15 protein-coding genes are annotated in these 17,450 nt (G+C 50.4%); 6 read left to right on the forward strand and 9 right to left on the reverse strand.

Annotated elements, in window-relative coordinates; all coding sequences use genetic code 11:
* Positions 1 to 526: 526 nt before the first annotated feature.
* A complete protein-coding gene (gene crgA / locus OZX72_RS09315) occupies positions 527 to 1,012 on the reverse strand; it encodes a cell division protein CrgA (protein ID WP_277159428.1) in 486 nt (161 codons plus the stop codon).
* Positions 1,013 to 1,223: 211 nt separating this feature from the next.
* On the opposite strand from crgA, the gene OZX72_RS09320 reads away from it, so the two are divergent.
* The 3 genes from OZX72_RS09320 (at position 1,224) to trxB (ending at position 5,078) form a co-directional block, all read left to right on the forward strand.
* Positions 1,224 to 2,036: a DUF881 domain-containing protein gene (locus OZX72_RS09320; protein WP_277158412.1), complete on the forward strand. Its 813-nt coding sequence runs from the start codon at positions 1,224 to 1,226 to the stop codon at positions 2,034 to 2,036.
* Between the two features lie 709 nt (positions 2,037 to 2,745).
* Positions 2,746 to 3,816: a class E sortase gene (locus OZX72_RS09325; protein ID WP_277159429.1), complete on the forward strand. Its 1,071-nt coding sequence runs from the start codon at positions 2,746 to 2,748 to the stop codon at positions 3,814 to 3,816.
* A 146-nt stretch (positions 3,817 to 3,962) separates the two neighbouring features.
* Positions 3,963 to 5,078: a thioredoxin-disulfide reductase gene (gene trxB, locus OZX72_RS09330; protein ID WP_277158413.1), complete on the forward strand. Its 1,116-nt coding sequence runs from the start codon at positions 3,963 to 3,965 to the stop codon at positions 5,076 to 5,078.
* A gap of 465 nt (positions 5,079 to 5,543) precedes the next feature.
* Here the strand turns inward: trxB and OZX72_RS09335 are convergent, their stop codons facing one another.
* The 8 genes from OZX72_RS09335 to rpmH form a co-directional block, all read right to left on the reverse strand.
* Positions 5,544 to 7,082, reverse strand: coding sequence for a ParB/RepB/Spo0J family partition protein (locus tag OZX72_RS09335; protein WP_277158414.1), 1,539 nt, complete (start codon positions 7,080 to 7,082; stop codon positions 5,544 to 5,546).
* 1 nt (position 7,083) lies between these two features.
* On the reverse strand, positions 7,084 to 8,031 hold the full coding sequence (locus OZX72_RS09340) for an AAA family ATPase (RefSeq protein ID WP_277158415.1): 948 nt from the start codon (positions 8,029 to 8,031) through the stop codon (positions 7,084 to 7,086).
* An 897-nt stretch (positions 8,032 to 8,928) separates the two neighbouring features.
* Positions 8,929 to 9,615, reverse strand: coding sequence for a 16S rRNA (guanine(527)-N(7))-methyltransferase RsmG (gene rsmG, locus OZX72_RS09345; protein WP_277158416.1), 687 nt, complete (start codon positions 9,613 to 9,615; stop codon positions 8,929 to 8,931).
* Positions 9,616 to 9,854: 239 nt separating this feature from the next.
* Positions 9,855 to 10,484 carry a R3H domain-containing nucleic acid-binding protein gene (locus OZX72_RS09350; RefSeq protein WP_277158417.1) on the reverse strand — a complete coding sequence of 210 codons (630 nt, stop codon included), beginning with the start codon at positions 10,482 to 10,484 and terminating at the stop codon, positions 9,855 to 9,857.
* Positions 10,485 to 10,582: 98 nt separating this feature from the next.
* Positions 10,583 to 11,605 carry a membrane protein insertase YidC gene (yidC, locus tag OZX72_RS09355; protein WP_277158418.1) on the reverse strand — a complete coding sequence of 341 codons (1,023 nt, stop codon included), beginning with the start codon at positions 11,603 to 11,605 and terminating at the stop codon, positions 10,583 to 10,585.
* Positions 11,605 to 11,895 carry a membrane protein insertion efficiency factor YidD gene (gene yidD / locus OZX72_RS09360; RefSeq protein WP_277159430.1) on the reverse strand — a complete coding sequence of 97 codons (291 nt, stop codon included), beginning with the start codon at positions 11,893 to 11,895 and terminating at the stop codon, positions 11,605 to 11,607. Before yidD ends, yidC begins: the two co-directional genes overlap by 1 nt.
* Positions 11,896 to 12,014: 119 nt before the next feature.
* Positions 12,015 to 12,563: a ribonuclease P protein component gene (gene rnpA, locus OZX72_RS09365; RefSeq protein WP_277158419.1), complete on the reverse strand. Its 549-nt coding sequence runs from the start codon at positions 12,561 to 12,563 to the stop codon at positions 12,015 to 12,017.
* 18 nt (positions 12,564 to 12,581) lie between these two features.
* Positions 12,582 to 12,716 carry a 50S ribosomal protein L34 gene (gene rpmH / locus OZX72_RS09370; RefSeq protein ID WP_277145976.1) on the reverse strand — a complete coding sequence of 45 codons (135 nt, stop codon included), beginning with the start codon at positions 12,714 to 12,716 and terminating at the stop codon, positions 12,582 to 12,584.
* 885 nt (positions 12,717 to 13,601) lie between these two features.
* Between rpmH and OZX72_RS09375 the strand changes: the two genes are divergently transcribed.
* The 3 genes from OZX72_RS09375 (at position 13,602) to OZX72_RS09385 (ending at position 17,062) form a co-directional block, all read left to right on the forward strand.
* Positions 13,602 to 15,380 (forward strand): hypothetical protein, encoded by a 1,779-nt coding sequence (locus tag OZX72_RS09375; RefSeq protein ID WP_277158420.1) that lies wholly within the window; start codon positions 13,602 to 13,604, stop codon positions 15,378 to 15,380.
* Positions 15,381 to 16,265: 885 nt separating this feature from the next.
* Entirely contained in the window at positions 16,266 to 16,538 is a 273-nt protein-coding gene (locus OZX72_RS09380; protein WP_277158421.1) for a hypothetical protein, read from the forward strand.
* Between the two features lie 212 nt (positions 16,539 to 16,750).
* A complete protein-coding gene (locus OZX72_RS09385; protein ID WP_277158422.1) occupies positions 16,751 to 17,062 on the forward strand; it encodes a hypothetical protein in 312 nt (103 codons plus the stop codon).
* The last annotated feature ends 388 nt before the right edge of the window (positions 17,063 to 17,450 follow it).

Below are 17,450 nucleotides of genomic sequence, written 5' to 3' on the forward strand. Positions count from 1 at the left end.
CACACCGCTGTAGTTTTCCACCGATGTGGAAAAGATTGTGGACAACTTGGGCGTTACTTGAGGAAAACCCACGCACTTATCCACGAGCACCTTTACAATCCCTGATTTTTCAACCATTCGTCACTGTGGAATATGTGAACAACAGTTATGCACATAACTCTAAAACTGCTAAAACACACTAAATATACTGCCGGTTATCCACACTTATCTACAGTACTTATTCACATTTTGTGGATAACTTTGGTGACAAATATTGCTTGGGTGCTCCCCTAAACGGACACTTCAATCATCTCAATAGCACTTGGACGAGCCTCTTTGCTAGCCAAATCGCCATCGAAACCAGATTCTCAAACCAAAGCTTCTGGCCTATAACTACGAAACCAAGAGCAGCCCGCCACAACCCATAGAACATACAAAAAGCGTGTCTCCCGATAATCAGGAGACACGCTTACAGTTTTCCTCGACGCTAGCCAGCCTCAACCGTCAGCCGCCAACGCGCGGGACTTACCCGCTATGGGAAAAGCGATTAACGCCACCACATGGTCATGATGAAACCAACCATCACGATGCAGAAGGCGATGAGCAGATTCCAAGCGCCGATGCCAGGAATCGGGTACTTGCTGGTGAGGTAATAGACCACAGCCCACGCAAGCCCGAGAATCATGAGGAAGCAGAACAGCGGCACGAACCAGCTCGGGTTCGCCTTGGTGCCCTTGATGGTCTCCTCAACGCGCTTGCTGTTCTCCGCCTGGCGCTGGGCGACGCGGCGCATCTGTGGAGTCATCGACTTCTTATCGGTGCTCGTGGCACTCAGCAACGCATCAATCTTGTCCATCGGCAGATCGAGATCGTCGTCATCATCATCCTCCTGCCCGCTTTCGTCAGAGTCAGAGGAATCGTCGCTATCCGACTTGGTGTCGGTGTCCTTCTTGCCGGCGGCATCGGCAACGTCGTCAGAATCCTTGTCGGACGGTTTTGCCTCGTCTTCGTCGGCATCCTTTTTATCCGTCACCTTGACGTCACTCTCAACAGCTCCAGCAGCATCGTCATCGGCCTGCGTTTCCGGCTCATCCCATGCCTTCTGCGCCTCATCCTTCTTAGCGGCGGCATCGGTGCCCTTGTCCAGCTCTTCGTCAGCCATAAGCGTAGTCTCCATTCAATAGCCTAAACATACATTAGTGTACACTCGAAGCAAGAGATTGTAAGTCAAGGAATCTGGAACAATGAAGGAAAATCCGGGCAGGCACAAAGCGAAACATTCGCGGCTTGGTGGGATAGCCGTATTTCTGGTGGTGGCGCTTACCGGGTACCTTCTGATGACCAATATTCGCGTCAACAAAACCAGCGTCGTTTCTTCCGATACCGCGCAACTGGTGGAGCAACGCGTCGGCCAGGTCGACAAACTGCAGAAACAGGTCAAATCGCTGGGCTCGCAAGTCAATACTCTCAACAAATACGCGGGCAAAGACAGTACAAAGACCGGCAATTCCAGCGAAGATCCAGGGGCCGGGACCATGCTTCCGGCCGTCACCGGGCCCGGCTTAACCGTGACGCTCAACGATTCGCCGCTTTGGCAGCATATGGTCTCGGATTCCGCGACCGGGACGGCCACGAATATCAACGATTACGTCATCCACCAGCAAGACATCGAATCCGTGGTCAACGCGCTTTGGCGGGGCGGCGCCGAAGCGATGATGATTCAAGACCAACGCGTGCTATACAACTCGGCGATCATTTGCAAGGGCAACATCCTGATGCTGCAGGGTAAGCAGTATTCGCCGCCTTACACCATTTCCGCCATCGGGCCGAGCGGAGCCATGCGCGATGCGCTCAACGATTCGAAGGCAATCCAGACCTATCAGGAATACGTCAGCGCGTTCGGGCTGGGCTGGAAGGTCGAAGACAAAGACAACCTGAAGTTCCCCGAGGCGCCGGTGCTGCAGACGCTGAAGTATGCCACCGTGATGAAAAACGACGACAAAGCCGGGGATGCGAAGGCCGGCGACGGCAAAACAGGCGCTACCAATAATAAATAAGGACTAATAAGGACTAAGAGCGCAAAGGGCACACAGACGGATACAATTGTGCATATTGGCCGATAAAGTAATGCGGCAATTCAAACCCGCAACTATTGCACGGCAATGACGGATTGATGTGGTGAGTTACAAGGAACGAGAGATGGATTTCATGGCTGATAACGGCGGGTTTAACGGCGGCGGGCGGCGCAAGGATGCCGTTGAACCGACAGACTTGGACAAGGCCTTCGAAGATTTCGGCGTTCCGGATCCGCCGTCGGGCGCGGGTTCGGCTTCTGATGCAAGTTCCGTCGCGGGCTCAATTCCACTCCCGAATGCCGCTGCGAGCGCAGCCACGAGTGCGATTCCGCTTCCTGATTCCTCTTCAGCTCCGACCCAGAATTGGGCTTCGGCTGGCGGGCAGATACCTTTCCCTCGGACCGCAGTGAACCCGAGTGGTGCAACCGACCAAGCTCAAACGGAAGTGTTCCAGCCTATCCAGGCTGTGCAAACCGCAGCGCAAGGCGGCTTTGCGGGGCAGGAGAACTTTGCAGGGCAAGCCGGATATATGGCACAAAGCATCGGCGGCAACGGCAACGCAGGTAATGCAGGGAATATCGGCAACGCGGGCCATGGTCGGCATAACGGCCGCAGCACGGGCAATAACGGCAGTAACGGCGGAAATGGCCGAAATGGCAATGCCAAGACGCCGCGCTCGAAATCGAGACGCCTGTGGACCGTGCTGGGAATCTTCGCTGAAATCCTCTTTACGGTAGCCGCGATTTGTGCACTATACATCGTTTGGCAGATGTGGTGGACCGGTGTGCAATCCGAACATACGCAATACAATCAACGCCAATCGGTGTCATGGAGCGACCCGAGCAAATCCGCGGGCTCGTCCAAGGGCGTCAGCATCGCGAAAGCACAGAACGGCACTCCCCCGGTCCAGCCGAAATCCGCCGATACCGGCGATATCGTCGCGCAGATTTATATCCCGCGCTTCGGCGACCAATGGCAACGCAACATCGTGCAGGGCACCGATATGACCTCGCTCAACAAACATGGCATGGGGCATTATACCGATTCCCAAATGCCTGGGCAGATCGGCAATTTCGCTGCTGCGGGCCATCGCAACGGTTACGGGCAGCCGCTTGGCGACGTCGACAAGCTCAAGACTGGCGACCCGATTGTGCTGCGCACGAAGGATTACTGGTACGTCTATACCTACACCAGCTATAAAATCGTGACGCCAGACCATGTGGAAGTCGTCGCGCCGAATCCCGACGATCCCACGGCTCCGGCAACGCAACGCATGATCACGCTGACGACCTGCGAGCCGAAATACTCCACCCCAACGCACCGCTGGATCACCTATGGCAAGTTCAAGTATTGGGCGAAGGTCTCAGACGGTGTGCCGCAGGAGCTCACTCACCTTGGGCAGAACGGCAAAGTTCAGTTCATCAACAACCAGCGGGAGTCTGTGTTCGCCAAACTTCCCTCGCTGGTTCCGATTATCACCGCGCTGCTCGTAATCTATGTCGTGTTGTTCATCGCCGCCGCGCTCGCCTGGCGCTGGCCCCTTCGCCGCGCCATTCGCAACGGTGAAGTCAAGAAGCCGGACCCGAGCATTTATGGCGGTCTGATGAGGCTTCAGCCCGGCATCAAGGGAATCCGCATACTGCTGGTGCTGCTGTTGCTGGTTGCGGTGGCGCTTGCCATCATGCAATGGGCTTGCCCGTGGGCAGCGAGCAACATACCGATTCTGCACCAGATGTCGAACTACGTTGCGGTGAACAACTGACGGCAACTAACGGCAACTAACGGCAACTAACGGCAATTTGCGGTTGCTGACCGGTTGATTGCGGCTCGTAGTGCGATTTTCCGCCCTAGAATCAATGCACGCGGCGTGAGGTTCCCATTACCTCCGTGCAATGTTAAAGTGATTTTATGACTCAAGAAAACGCACAGCAGATCAACCTTTTGAATTTCAAGGCAGGCAACGCCATAAATCTCTCCGGCGACAGCGCGCAGAATACCGGAAACGGCATTCAAGGCGATACCGGAAACAGCCTGCAGAATGATACTCAGGGCAGCAATAACCAAAACACACAGAACAGCGTACGAGACGTCATCATCGTCGGTTCCGGGCCTGCGGGTTACACCGCAGCCATCTATCTCGGTCGCGCGGGCTACAAGCCGCTGGTGATTGCCGGAGCTTTGACGCCCGGAGGCCAGCTCGTCAACACCACCGAAGTTGAGAACTACCCCGGCTTCCCCGACGGCGTGATGGGCCCAGACCTTATGGACAGCATGCAGAAGCAGGCCGAAAAGTTCGGCGCTGAAATCGTCTTCGACGATGTGGTGTCGGTTGACTTCGGCGACGGCTCGGACGCTGGTGCGCTTAAAAGCGTGACCTGCGACCAGGGCGACGTCTTTAAGGCTCCGGCCATCGTGGTGACCACCGGTTCCAACGTGCGCAAGCTCGGCGTGCCCGGCGAGAAGGAATACTCCGGCAAGGGTGTTTCCTACTGCGCCACCTGCGACGGTTTCTTCTTCCGTGACAAGCCGATCGTTGTGGTCGGCGGTGGTGACAGCGCCTTCACCGACGCTGAGTTCCTGACCCGCTTCGGTTCTTCAGTAACGCTGATCCACCGTCGTGACGAATTCCGCGCAGCCAAGATTCTTGTGAACCGCGCCAAAGCCAACGACAAGATGTCGTTCATCCTCGATTCGGTGGTCGACAAGGTCAACGGCGAAGACGGCAGCGCCAAGTCTGTCACCGTGCGCAATGTCAAAACCGGAGAAACCACCGAGGTGCCGGCTTCCGGCGTCTTTGTAGCCATCGGCAACACCCCTGCCACCGGATTTCTTGGCGGGGCCCTGAAGCTCGACGAGAAGGGCTATATCAGCGTCGACGGTGCCTCCACCCGCACTTCCCTGCCAGGTGTCTTCGCCGCAGGAGACGTGGTCGACAGCGTTTACCGCCAGGCCGTTTCTGCCGCAGGCATGGGCTGCCGCGCTGCCCTCGACGCTCAGGATTATCTGGACAGTCTAGACAACTAAGACAGCCTCAAGTAAATTAGCTTTTTGTCTTGAATGTGACCAGAACATTCTAAACGAAGCCTTCCGATTTCGATTTCAAACGAATCGGGAGGCTTTAACTTTGAACTTTCGCAATCGCGAAATCAACTTTCAAAATCATTGGGGTTATCAGGTCAAAAAGTGTTGAAAGGCTTTAACTTTTCAATGTTCACAACGGAGAAATCAACTTTCAGAAGAATCGAAAGGCTTTAATTTTAAATGTCCTCGATTTGATGACTTAACTTCTGAATAAATTAACTTTCCCAAAATTGTGTAATACTGTTATTTTTGTATAATTTAAATTTGGCAACTCACCACTTCTTAGCTGAACTTGCCGATAAGAATCTAGCCAAAATAAACGAAATCCTGCTGAATAATTTGGCCATCGCGTCAAATTGTTACTCAGCAGGATTTTTGTTACGTTACTTTATATTTTACAAGTCGGCTTTATACCCAGCCGTTTTGTTTCTTCTCGCTTTGCGGCGGGACCAACAGTTTCATGATGCGATCCATGTCTTCCTGCGACGAGAAGACGATTTCGATACGTCCACGGTCTTTACTGCCTTTGATCGCAACCTTGGTGTCGAAATGGTTCTCCAATGTGTGCTGGATTGGCGACTGCGCCCAGGGATTGTTTTGCTGGGACTTTTGCTTTTTACCGCCGTCTTTGCCGTTGGTTTTCATCGCCACGATTTCCTCAGTGCTACGCACCGAAAGACCCTCGGCGATAATACGGTTCGCCAGCTTCTCCATTTCCTCCTCGTTGGGAAGGCCGAGCAGAGCCCTGGCATGGCCAGCGGAAAGCACACCAGCCGCGACCTTCTTCTGTACGGAAGGGGGAAGATTAAGCAGGCGAAGAGTGTTGGCAATCTGTGAGCGTGACTTCGAAACGGACTTCGAAAGCTGCTCCTGAGTAAGACCGAAGTCCTCCATCATCTGCTGATAGGCAGCAGACTCTTCCAAAGGATTTAATGCCACACGATGTAGATTCTCAAGCAAGGCATCGCGAAGCATCTGGTTATCGCTGGTCGTCTTTACGATTGCAGGAATTGATTTCAACCCCGCAAGGTGGGCAGCACGCCAGCGCCTCTCCCCCATGATCAGCTCATACTCACTGTCCATGTTTTGTTGCGGGTGCCTGTTAATAACGCTGCTATCGGACTCGGCAGTATTTGCGACTTTCTGATTCGCCGGACGCTTGCGAACTACAACTGGCTGTAGAACCCCAACTTCCTTCAATGAAGCCGCAAGTTCTTTCAACTCGTCCTCATCAAAGATTGTTCTTGGCTGATTGGCGTTAGGCCCTATCTTGTCGAGGTCAAGCTCGACGAGGTACCCACCTTCGACCGGCTTCAAGTTCTTCGTATCAGGCTGATTTGTTTCCTTTTCTTCAGGGACTTCCTTGACCGAAGGCTTGACTTCTTTGTTCTCGCCTTTCGCCACCTTGATCCGATTCGGTTTGTCCTCGATAACTGATTTATCTGCCGTATTGGTTTTTTTATTTCCTACAGTACTGCCAAAGAACAAATCACTGGGATGCGCTACCCCTTCTTTCAAAGACGGCATAGCCAAGCGTCTTCTCGAAGAAGGTGACGATGTTTCACGTGAAACATTCTTTTTCTCTGTTTTGTTTCGCTGACCGCCACTTTTAGCCGGTGATGTTGTTGTGGATGCAGCCTTGGTAGACTTTGCTGTCTTTTCCAGCCTTACCGTTCCAGCAGCTTTCTTTGTCGATGTTTCACGTGAAACATTTTTCGTTTCATTACCAGCTACTTTTTTGGATGCAGCATTCGTGGTTTTACCTACTGATGGTTTTTGATTGTTCGCAGGTGTTTCACGTGAAACATTTTGCGCCGATTTCGTATTCGCTGGCTTCTTAGAAATTGCAGATCCGTCAGACGTGTCCTCATCTGTCTTTTCAGACTCTCCGGGCAAAGCAGGGAATAGGGCACCAAGGCCTTTTCCTAATCGTGACTTAGATGCCATATCAGTTACTCCTCTGCTTTCTTTCTTCTAACGTCTTCAATACTTGAGGCGACCTTCTGGTTATTTCCAACGCAGCTTCTCGGTACGACACCGCACCTGTTCCACGAGGGTCATACTCGATAACGGTCTTACCAAAACTCGGAGCCTCTGAAATCTTCACCGACCTCGGAATTGTTGTCTGCAAAACAATATTGGGATAATGCCCTTTTACCTGATCAAAGACTTCTTTGCTCAGCAACGTACGTCTGTCGAACATGGTAACCAACATCGTGGAAACCAATAGTGAGGGATTATAGTGTTCCTGAACCAGGCCGATTGTCTGAATGAGCTGGCCTAAACCTTCAAGAGCATAATATTCCGCTTGAATCGGAATCAACACCTCATTGACCGCGCACATCGCATTGATCACCAAAAGACCAAGGCTGGGAGGGCAGTCAATAATCACGAAATCATAATGTTTTCGCGACGTCAGCGCGAAACGTTCCAACGCTTCTTTCAACAGATCATTTCTGTTAGTCAAATCCGCAACTTCGAGTTCTGCACCGCTCAGGTCTATCGAAGAAGGAATAACGTCCAACGTCGGGAATGAAGCGGAAGTCTTCTTCACATCATCGATGGACTTACGAGCTTCGAGAACATCATATATAGAAGGTTCACCAGTATTGTGTTTCACACCTAGAGCAGTCGAAGCATTCCCCTGTGGATCCATGTCGATAACAAGTACTTGTTCCTTGGCCTGTGCCAATGCAGCAGAAAGATTCACCGTTGTGGTCGTCTTCCCTACTCCACCTTTTTGATTGGCTACTGCAATGTAGCGAGTTTTTTTAGGCTTCGGAAAACGAACTTTATTCAATGCCTCATATCGTGACGAAACTTCAGCCATCTCTGAGCCTAGAGAATTGCTTTTACCGCCGAAGATACGTCTGATTGTTTCCGAGGCAGATTCCATATCAATCAACTCCCTACGACGATCCGCCGTGAATCACAGACTGTGGGATCAGCACAGTATATTATTGTTCTATTTCTTCTAGTTTCGTCATTCGTATGGACAGATTTTGAGTTGACCGACTTATCCACAACCTTGTGGATAAGTGTGCGTAACTTTTGTGGACAAGTTCAAAGACATCAAAAAATAGTCGGCTAATCGTTGGAATTCGAGGCTTTATGAGAACCCTGTGAAATACAACTAAAAATGTGGATAACTTTCCGCGTTGTGGAAAATGTGGATAACTCGGTTCAATGCTACTACTTACGTTGCATAATCTGCATATAGAAATCACAGAAGCGAAAGGTCAAATAGGTTGAAGAAGGAATATTTTTATCAATCAAGATTAGGTTTAAGTGTCAAAATGTTTCACTTGAAACAATCGACGAGGAGAAATAAATCGAAGTCTTCAACAATGAAAACATTAACACTCAATATCAGCAACGAATTTTAGAAGGCATAACCCAAAAATTGTTTCACGTGAAACAATTGGGCTCCATCTTATTAATTCAAAGTCTGATCTATTGAAAATGAATAGAAGAAGTATTAAAGACTTATTTTTACCAAAACTTGAAGGATTGTTTCACGTGAAACAATGCTAGAAGAACGAATTATACCGTTGCTATCATTGTGACCGAATTTAAGAAAATCAAACAATGGCTTAAACATATGTCCCACAACAAATACAATTCGAAAATGTTTCACGTGAAACAATGCTAGAACAACAAATTGTGCTATTGACTGTGTAATGTAACCGAACGAAAAATATACAAGCAACTAGTTGAACAATAAATCCCGTATTGAAAACAAATTGGGGAATGTTTCACGTGAAACATTCCCCAAGGGATCGAACGGTTAAGACTATTTCTTGTCGACAATGACTACATGAGTTGGTTCGAAACCGTCCGCTATGGGAGCTTCGAGGACCTGAGGATTACGACCACCGTTCTTTTGAATCTCTTTAGCAGCCTTGCGAACTTCTGCAGGCGCAGAACGTCCTTTCAGCGCAATCAGTTGGCCACCATGCTTAAGCAAAGGGAGCGTCCACCCGCTAAGCTTTGTCATCGGTGCAACAGCTCGGCAAGTAACCACAGCAAAGGGATGCATACTCTTATCGTGCTTCAGAGATTTACCATACTCCTCTGCTCTGGCGCGAATAACGTGAACATTCCCAAGCTCAAGCTCGTCAACACACTCGTCGAGCCATTCTACTCGTCGCTCCATTGGCTCGATAAGTGTGACTTCGTGGTCTGGCAAGCAAGCCGCTACTACAATTCCAGGGAAACCGCCACCACTGCCAACGTCAGCAACTGTCTTGAACCGCTCACCCTCAGTCGAAGACTCAATAAACGGAACAATGGCAGCGGAATTGAGGATATGCCGCTCCCAGATAATGTCTACATCGCGAGGACCGATAATACCGCGCTCTTCGCCTTCCTTGGCAAGCTTTTCTTTAAAGACCTTCATCTTCGCAAATACGTCACCAAATACATCTTGCAAAAGCATCGACTTCTCGAGCTCTTCGTCAGTATGAATCTCTGTGTCCATCTCTACCCTATCTATTAAGAACAACTACCCAATCTACCAGAGACTTTGCACATATAACATTAAAACCCAAAAGTGCATATTAACGCATTGACAAAAGAAACAGTACGAATGACAGGAAATATTCTAATTTGGCTTCGTAAAGTTTGAAACAAACAAAAATGAAGAGACCACAGCAATAAAACCGTGGCCTCTTCATTGCACAACATCAAAAGCGTTGTGCTAAAACAACAAAAACGGAATCAGCGCTCTTCGTCCGAATCGGCTTCGTCGCCATCATCAGAATCACGAACATCATCATCTTCGATTGTTTCACGTGAAACATTCTGAGGAATGTCCTCATCCAAATCCTCATCGTCTTCAAGGTCGTCATCAGCGGTACGAGCCTTCAAATAGATGGTAACGTAACGATGTGGTTCCTCACCATGCGAACGGGACTTAAGCCCTTCCTCGCGCACCAGATCATGAACGACCTTGCGCTCGAAGGAATTCATCGGGTCGAGATTAGCCGGTTCTCCGGTCTCACGCACCTCATCAATGACGTCCAACGCCAAGTCGCGCAGGTGCTGACGACGCTTCTTCAAGTAACCGTCAACGTCAAGAATCAGCCGGGAACGGTCCCCTGTCTTCTGCTGCACAGCCAAGCGGGTCAGTAATTGTAGTGCATCAACGACTTCGCCCTTGTGCCCAATCAGGTTCTTGATGTCCTCGTCGTCATCAGCGACAATCTGAACGGTGGGTCGCCCGTTGCGCACACCCATCTCGATATCACCCTCATAATCGGCGATATCCAATAGCCCTTCAAGATAGTCGGCGGCAATGTCAGCTTCGTCATTGAGCTGCTCAACCGTCTTTTCTTCATCACGTGACATATTCAACTCCTTAACCCGATTTATTGTCCTTAAGTTTAAACCATACCCGACCCCATACGGTAAATGTAATACATTACCGAACAGGGCCAAGCAAAGCCTTACTTCTTTTTCTTGCGCTTGCGCTTCGGCTGCTCACGCTGGAAACCGTGCTCCTCACGGAATTTCGCTTCCTCTTGGGCCTTCTGCAAAGCCTCTTCCTCGAGCGATATCTGGCCGGTCTTCTCACGACGCTTGTTCTCGTTGATATGGTCGCGCTTCTTCTTCTCGTCGTCCGCGCGGGAACCCGGCGTCGGGAACTCACGGACCTGCCAGAGCGAACGCAGCATGTTGCAGATGTTGTTGGTCAACCAGTAAACGAGCACAGCGAACGGCATGGAAATGGCGGAGAAGATGTACATCAGCGGGAAGACCCAGGTCATCGCCTGCTGCATCTTGTACTGCGATCCCTCCATCTGGGCCGGCGGCAGGTTCTTACGCATGTTGTTGAACTGCATATACCACATCGCCAGGCACATCAGCACGGTAAAGATGCCGATAACGACCTTGCCGGAAGCGTTGGCCATGCCAAAAGTGTTCGAAATCTTGAGCCCGAAGAGGTAGGTGTCGGCAAATTCCGAGGCCGTCGCTTTGTCGAAGGCGCCGAGCGTTCCGCGCGAACCGTGCGCGATATACGGTATAGCAGAAAGCATATAGAACATACACATGAAAACGGGGCCCTGAATGACCATAGGCAGGCAGGAACCCATTGGGTTGACCTTATTATCTTGGTAAAGCTTCATGGTCTCGCGGCTCATGGCCTCTTTGCTGGCCTGGTCCGTTTTGCCCTTGTACTTCTTCTGGATGTGCATCATCTTGGGCTGCAGCGCCTGCATCCTGGCCATGGCCTTCATCTGCTTGATGTACATCGGCAGGATGATGGCGTGGACGACGAGCACAAGGAAGACGATGGCGAGAATCCACGAAAGCCCACGCGACGGCAGGCCGATTAGGGTCATGAGCTTGTGGAACCAGTACATGATCTCGCTCATGAGCCATTCGATAGGCGTCAGGATCTTGTAGACCCAGCCGAATACGCCATTATCCAAAAGGAAGTGGTTGTAATCAGGATTGGTAAAGTTCATTAGGCCGTCTCCTTCACGTCTGAGGCCAATGGGGTCAGTCGCGGCTCTTCGTGAGCTTTGGACCAGGAAAATCTATAGAAAATCGAATAATGCTGGGGCACGTCGTCGATGCCGCCGTTGCTCCATGGCCGGCAGCGCAGCAGCCGCAGCAGCGCAAGCAATCCCCCGCGTGCGGCGCCGTAACGGCTTACCGCCTGAATCGCGTAGTTGGAGCAGGACGGATAATACTTGCAGCAAGGCGGGTTTCCGGCGGAAATATGGACTTGATACCAGCGTACGGCGGCAAGCATCGCGCGCGCGAAAACGGAACGAGAAGACTTAGAACGTAAGGACTTACCGGATTGAGAAACCGGCATCCTCGTTCCCGCGACAACAGCGATATTCGTCGCTTCCGATACGCTTTCGGCAGTCATGATCGGTCACCTTGGCGGCTGCTGGTTTGGAGGTTTATACCATCACGATTTGCGCGGCTCTTACGCCCCTGAGTCTGCGCCTGACCTGCCGCCTTTCGGCTTACCGCAGCGAACAGCTCCCCTACTTGGGTATCCAAGGACGAGAAATCTGCGCGTGCGGCGCTCGGCTTGGCGCGCATGACAATATCGCAATGCTCCGGCAAACGGTCTTCATATACGCGGGCCAAAACGCGAAAACGGCGCTTGACGTGATTGCGTGCAACGGCGTTACCGACGTTTTTTGACACAGCAAGCCCAAGGCGTCGCTCCGACATCTTCTGCCGGATCGCGTCTGCGGATACGGAACCACTCGTAGCTTCCTTAGCCATTGCTTCCATAGCCTTGCCGGTCGATTCTGCCTGTGCTGCGGCGGCGTGACGGCCATCGGCGTCAATGCAAGAAGAATCGTCGTACACCAAGAAATGCACGACGATATCCTTTTCAGTGACTTTTCTGCGACGCTTCAGCACCCGGACAAAATCACGATGGCTTTTCAGCCGATCCATGCCCTTGCCGCCGATTAATCAGACAGCCAGGTTCTTGCGGCCCTTGGCGCGACGGCGGTTGAGCACCGCGCGACCGGCGCGGGTGCGCATGCGAGCGCGGAATCCGTGCTTCATGTGGCGACGGCGGTTATTCGGTTGGAATGTCCTCTTCATAATATGCTCCCGGTTTTCTTTTCAGCCATGCAAAAGCACGGCTCCTCATGAGTCAAGCTCTACCAAGTTACTCCTACCCCTAGTCTCAAGTCAAAACGACCGCCGAAACTCACGCGAAACCGTGTACAAGGTATCCACATTGATTGCGGTGAATTTTCGCGACACGCCCGGAATGTGGATAACTATAAGCGTACGACCAAAGTACTCAGTTTCCCCTCGCTGACTGCACTCGTGTTCACTGGACAGCAAAGGCGAGGTTCGGGAGCCATTGCAAATCAAAGGCAAACAACGTTATCCTGAAGGCTTTATCAAAAGGGGCTACACGAGTTTTAGTTTCCCGTCACACGATTCTACTTATCATCGGAAAGATTACACCGGTAAATAGGTTTATGACTTAATTGTCTTTGGGAATATCTTATAGTCTGTCTTGTTATTATTTACACTACAGTTTCTGGTAGGCGGACTATTGGAATCTGTAGTGTAATACATAGAACGAATATCACAAATTCGCGGAGAAGAGAGCAAATGCCGAACAGACTGATGTTGGACAGGAGCGAAACTGGTCTCAATGACCCCCGCTTCAAAAATAAATCCGCTAGTATTAATGATCTTGTACGTTTTATAGATGGGAAAATTGCGGATCTGCAAGATCCAAAGCATGGACCACGTGTTTTTGACCCGATGAATTCAGGTTCAGGTCGCAACTGACGGCATCGCACAGATTTTGCGAATGGTCATGCCAATCGCTTGGCCATTTGCAAAATCTGTGCCAGCGAACCTATTGAGCAAGTACAGCAAATACAAAAGAGAACAAGGTCGAATGGAAACTCGCCGTCAACACGGTTTATACGGAGAGCCCTAAGAACACGGAGAAAGCACATACCCGTGAAGAATGTCAGCAAAGCAGCAGAATTTAATGGGTTAGACTCCTCTGACGATGATGCGGAGGAATATCAAAACAGTCGGATTTGTAAATATTCTCAAGAGCACAGTCCTGAAGTAGATTTTTTATGGAGCCTAGCCATCGGCGAACCAGAATCTTGGATATGCCAAGAGCATCGTAAAGTAGACCTTTCTGAATCAGACCATCAGAAAGAAACGTGGACTTTCGAAATCAGCTGGACAACACTACATGAAATAGCAAAAGCCCATGGTTTAACGCTCACACCGGGTAGTTTCATACCGTTACCGATACTCGGATTCCGCCGTTTTGTCCCGACCAAATATGAATGCACCAGTCACCCAGAAGCGTACATGACGCACCGCCACACCAATGACCGTTTCGCGACTCTGATGACTATCAGAGCTATTTTCGGTAAAACTCCAGATCTTTCGGATCCCCTCTTGCAGCAATGTTATGAAAACGCATGCGCGGCATTCAACTACGGATGCAGCCTCAGTGAAGAAGCTCTCGACAGTTCTGTAGCGCGACAAAGAAAAGATATCGCCGACCTTTGGAAAACATACAAGCAATGTCTTACGGAACACAACTCCGAGAACGTCTCTCCGATAGAGCTTGACCATTTCGTATCAGCGACAAAAATCATAGATTCATATACCAAGGAATATCCTGTTCTGCTTTACACAAAGGTAAAAGAATCAGGGCATGAAATCTTTACAATCCGAGTCGAACGACACGCTCCTGCCTGGAAACGCTCACGCATGTTGCGCTATGTAAAGGAAGATTGGGAAGACGATCAAACCGATATCAAGGCAAAATGGAAAAATGAAGAGGAGCAAGAAAAGTATCTGCCTTTCTACCGCCATCGATTTTGGGCCCGGTATCTTTTCACGCTTTGCCGATTTCGGCAAGTTGGTCTGAGACGACAGTGGTTACGTCAGTCATCATTTCTCGAGGTGGTCTTTCCCAGAGACTGTCGCCCGGCATTAATCTTTGATCGAGGCCTGATCAACCAACGTAGCCTGTTCAGTGGAAATACGCTATTTTCGCCCATGAGCATACGCAGTGAAGGAAAGAAGAACGAAAGCGACTCGGCAACTCCTGCAACTGCAGGCAAGAAAACGCTCGAGGACAATCCTGAAACGCATACTCATGACCGTCTGATAGCCGTTGTGATTCCAAGACTACGAGTCGTAGCTCCGATTCTGGTGTTCTTTGCCGTGGAATTCATGCTACTCATTGGCTTCTGTTTTATCCTATTAAACAATGAATGCACGGAAACCGCAGTGCCTATATTCGGCAACGCAATATTGGCACAATTCATCTTGACTTGGCTTATCGCAGACCGTAAAGAAAGCTCGATGGCAACCAGCATCCTCATAACGCCCCGCGTGTTGGTGCCCGTACAGGCAGTGATAGTCAACGCTGTGATGCTATTCCTTTCCATAGGTAAACGGTGCAACAGCAGCAATTGGCAATCAGCACAAATCTCAATAGGGCAAATCACGATAACCTGGGCTTCCATAGCATGGACGATATTCGTCATTGGCGCATTGTTATGGCTTGTTTTAGGTATATGGCTCGGTGTCTATCTCTATGTTCGTCACGATACATACATTCATTCGCCCGAAAAATCCGAAAAAATGTGGGACATATCGGGAGTCAGGTCGTACAAAGATTCGTATGATCAAATATTTTCAAGTCATCCCAATGACAATAGTGCCGTTCGCGGAGCACTAGACGTTCACCGTGACGACGAGTGAAATGGGCCCAAACCATCCCGGCACTACAGGCACACGAATAGCGACGATTTAAGACACGCACCTACACACCCACCCTGCAACCAGAGCGCGACACGCCGATGAAGTGACGAATTTACTGGGGTTTGAGGACACGTCAAATCCTTCCAAATGGTCATGAAATGTAAGGCAAAGTAGGACGGCAAACGTTCCACACGACTTCCGGCAACGCCGCCGGGAAGCAAGCCCAAAGCAGCGTCAATGCACAGACATCCAACAAGCCAGCAGTAGGCCTCACCCGCACCAACGCCGCCGGCACCCTACAGCGAAGCGTAAGACCCTCGCCACATTCCTGCAACGACTGAAGCAACCGGGCCACCAAACGACAACCAGCCGCCAGATCTCACCGGCTGGCACCATCGAATCTAAGTCATCTGCAACCATCCACATTTATTGTGGATAACTTTTGCGACACGCCCGGGATGTGCATAACCCTGAGCATTCGACCACAGTGCCCTGTTTTCCCGCGCTAATCGCGCTTTTTCGTGTTCACTGGATAGCAACGGATACCAACAGACATCAACAGCGAAGTTCAGGAGCGATTTGGAATCGAGGTCAAATGGTGTTACCTTGGAACGTTCGGCCGAAACGAGTAATACTCACCGATTCGGCCAAAAAGCACGGATTACACGTTGAAAGATGTGGCATATGCATATGGCCATGTAACGGGAAACCTAATATTCCAGCGTAATGGTGAACTATATATTAAGTTCACCGGCGCACATAGCGGCGATCCTCTCGTCACATCCATCGAAGTTGTAATGAAAGTGAATGACGATAGACAATTAGTGATATTCCATATCAACGCAGAACAAGGCAATTTTTGGGACAAAGACTGAAAGAAGAAAAATGTTCGAACGAATCAAGAAATACAAAAAAGACCGAGAATGGCACTGGGACGACAGCAAAGCCGTCATGTACACCGGCGAAGAAGCACAAAAGCAAGCCAACGCAGTGCTGATGTACATCACCGGTGCTCCTGACGCGGACACTGCGGTACAGATGCTGTTGGAAGAGGATGGCAAAAAGTCCAGCAAACGCTCCAAAAATGTACGCCATACACAATTTAAGCTACCGACTTGGCTACGCACACGCCTTGCCAAACCGAATCCTTCGGCATAGAACCCCGGACTGAGAAGAAACGATGTTCAAGCGAATTAGACAATACAAAAAAACCACGAATGGCATTGGGACGACAGCAAAGCCGTCGAATACACCGGCGAAGAAGGGCAGCAACATGTCAACCAATTATTAATGGACCTTACTGGCGCACCCGATGTAGATACCGCCGAAAAAATACTATTGTCGAACGTGACGTACGAAGGACGCTTCCCATGGCAAACCAAACGCCCCAAAAATGCACGCCGCACACGGGTCAAGATGCCGGCCTGGCTCCGCGCACACCTTGCCAAATCGAATCCCTCGGCATAGAAACGATGTTCGAACAAATCAAGAAATACAAAAAAGACCGGGAATGGCACTGGGACGACAGCAAAGCCGTCATGTACACCGGCGAAGAAGCACAACGACAGGCCAACGCTGACCTATTACGTTTCACCGGCGCAACCAGCATGGAAGCTGCCATGCGGACGCTTTCAAACCCAGCTCACCGCAACCAGTCTCGGATAAGCCAACGCGACCGATAGCACGACCGATACGAGCATTATCGGTCGCGCGTGACCGGTAAAAGCCTTGTTTATTCCATATATCGGTCGCGTTATCGGTCGCTTGACCCGAGTGCGACCGATACGCGACCGATAGCAAGGGCGACACCATGCGGCGTATATAAAGGTACAAGCCAAAATTGGGCAGGATGTGAAATGCTAAATCAAACCATCAGCACAAAACCGACGACAATCTGAGCCACAACTAACATATCCGCCCTGCAGCTGGAGCGCGACACGCCGATGAAGTGACGAATTCACTGGGTTTTGAGGACGCGTCAAATCCTTCCAAACGGTCATGAAATGTAAGGCAAAGTAGGACGGCAAACGTTCCACACGGCTTCCGGCAACGGTGCCAGAAAGCTCGTAC

The organism is Bifidobacterium sp. ESL0769, assembly GCF_029395495.1.
GTDB lineage: Bacteria > Actinomycetota > Actinomycetes > Actinomycetales > Bifidobacteriaceae > Bifidobacterium.

What these genes read in the sequence shown, in the direction of transcription:
- OZX72_RS09320 (WP_277158412.1), top strand. Translation starts at nt 1,224, where the DNA reads ATGAAGGAAAATCCGGGCAGGCACAAAGCGAAACATTCGCGGCTTGGT.
- trxB (WP_277158413.1), top strand. Translation starts at nt 3,963, where the DNA reads ATGACTCAAGAAAACGCACAGCAGATCAACCTTTTGAATTTCAAGGCA.
- OZX72_RS09335 (WP_277158414.1), bottom strand. Translation starts at nt 7,082, where the DNA reads ATGGCATCTAAGTCACGATTAGGAAAAGGCCTTGGTGCCCTATTCCCT.
- OZX72_RS09340 (WP_277158415.1), bottom strand. Translation starts at nt 8,031, where the DNA reads ATGGAATCTGCCTCGGAAACAATCAGACGTATCTTCGGCGGTAAAAGC.
- rsmG (WP_277158416.1), bottom strand. Translation starts at nt 9,615, where the DNA reads ATGGACACAGAGATTCATACTGACGAAGAGCTCGAGAAGTCGATGCTT.
- OZX72_RS09350 (WP_277158417.1), bottom strand. Translation starts at nt 10,484, where the DNA reads ATGTCACGTGATGAAGAAAAGACGGTTGAGCAGCTCAATGACGAAGCT.
- yidC (WP_277158418.1), bottom strand. Translation starts at nt 11,605, where the DNA reads ATGAACTTTACCAATCCTGATTACAACCACTTCCTTTTGGATAATGGC.
- yidD (WP_277159430.1), bottom strand. Translation starts at nt 11,895, where the DNA reads ATGCTTGCCGCCGTACGCTGGTATCAAGTCCATATTTCCGCCGGAAAC.
- rnpA (WP_277158419.1), bottom strand. Translation starts at nt 12,563, where the DNA reads ATGGATCGGCTGAAAAGCCATCGTGATTTTGTCCGGGTGCTGAAGCGT.
- rpmH (WP_277145976.1), bottom strand. Translation starts at nt 12,716, where the DNA reads ATGAAGAGGACATTCCAACCGAATAACCGCCGTCGCCACATGAAGCAC.
- OZX72_RS09380 (WP_277158421.1), top strand. Translation starts at nt 16,266, where the DNA reads ATGTTCGAACGAATCAAGAAATACAAAAAAGACCGAGAATGGCACTGG.
- OZX72_RS09385 (WP_277158422.1), top strand. Translation starts at nt 16,751, where the DNA reads ATGGCAAACCAAACGCCCCAAAAATGCACGCCGCACACGGGTCAAGAT.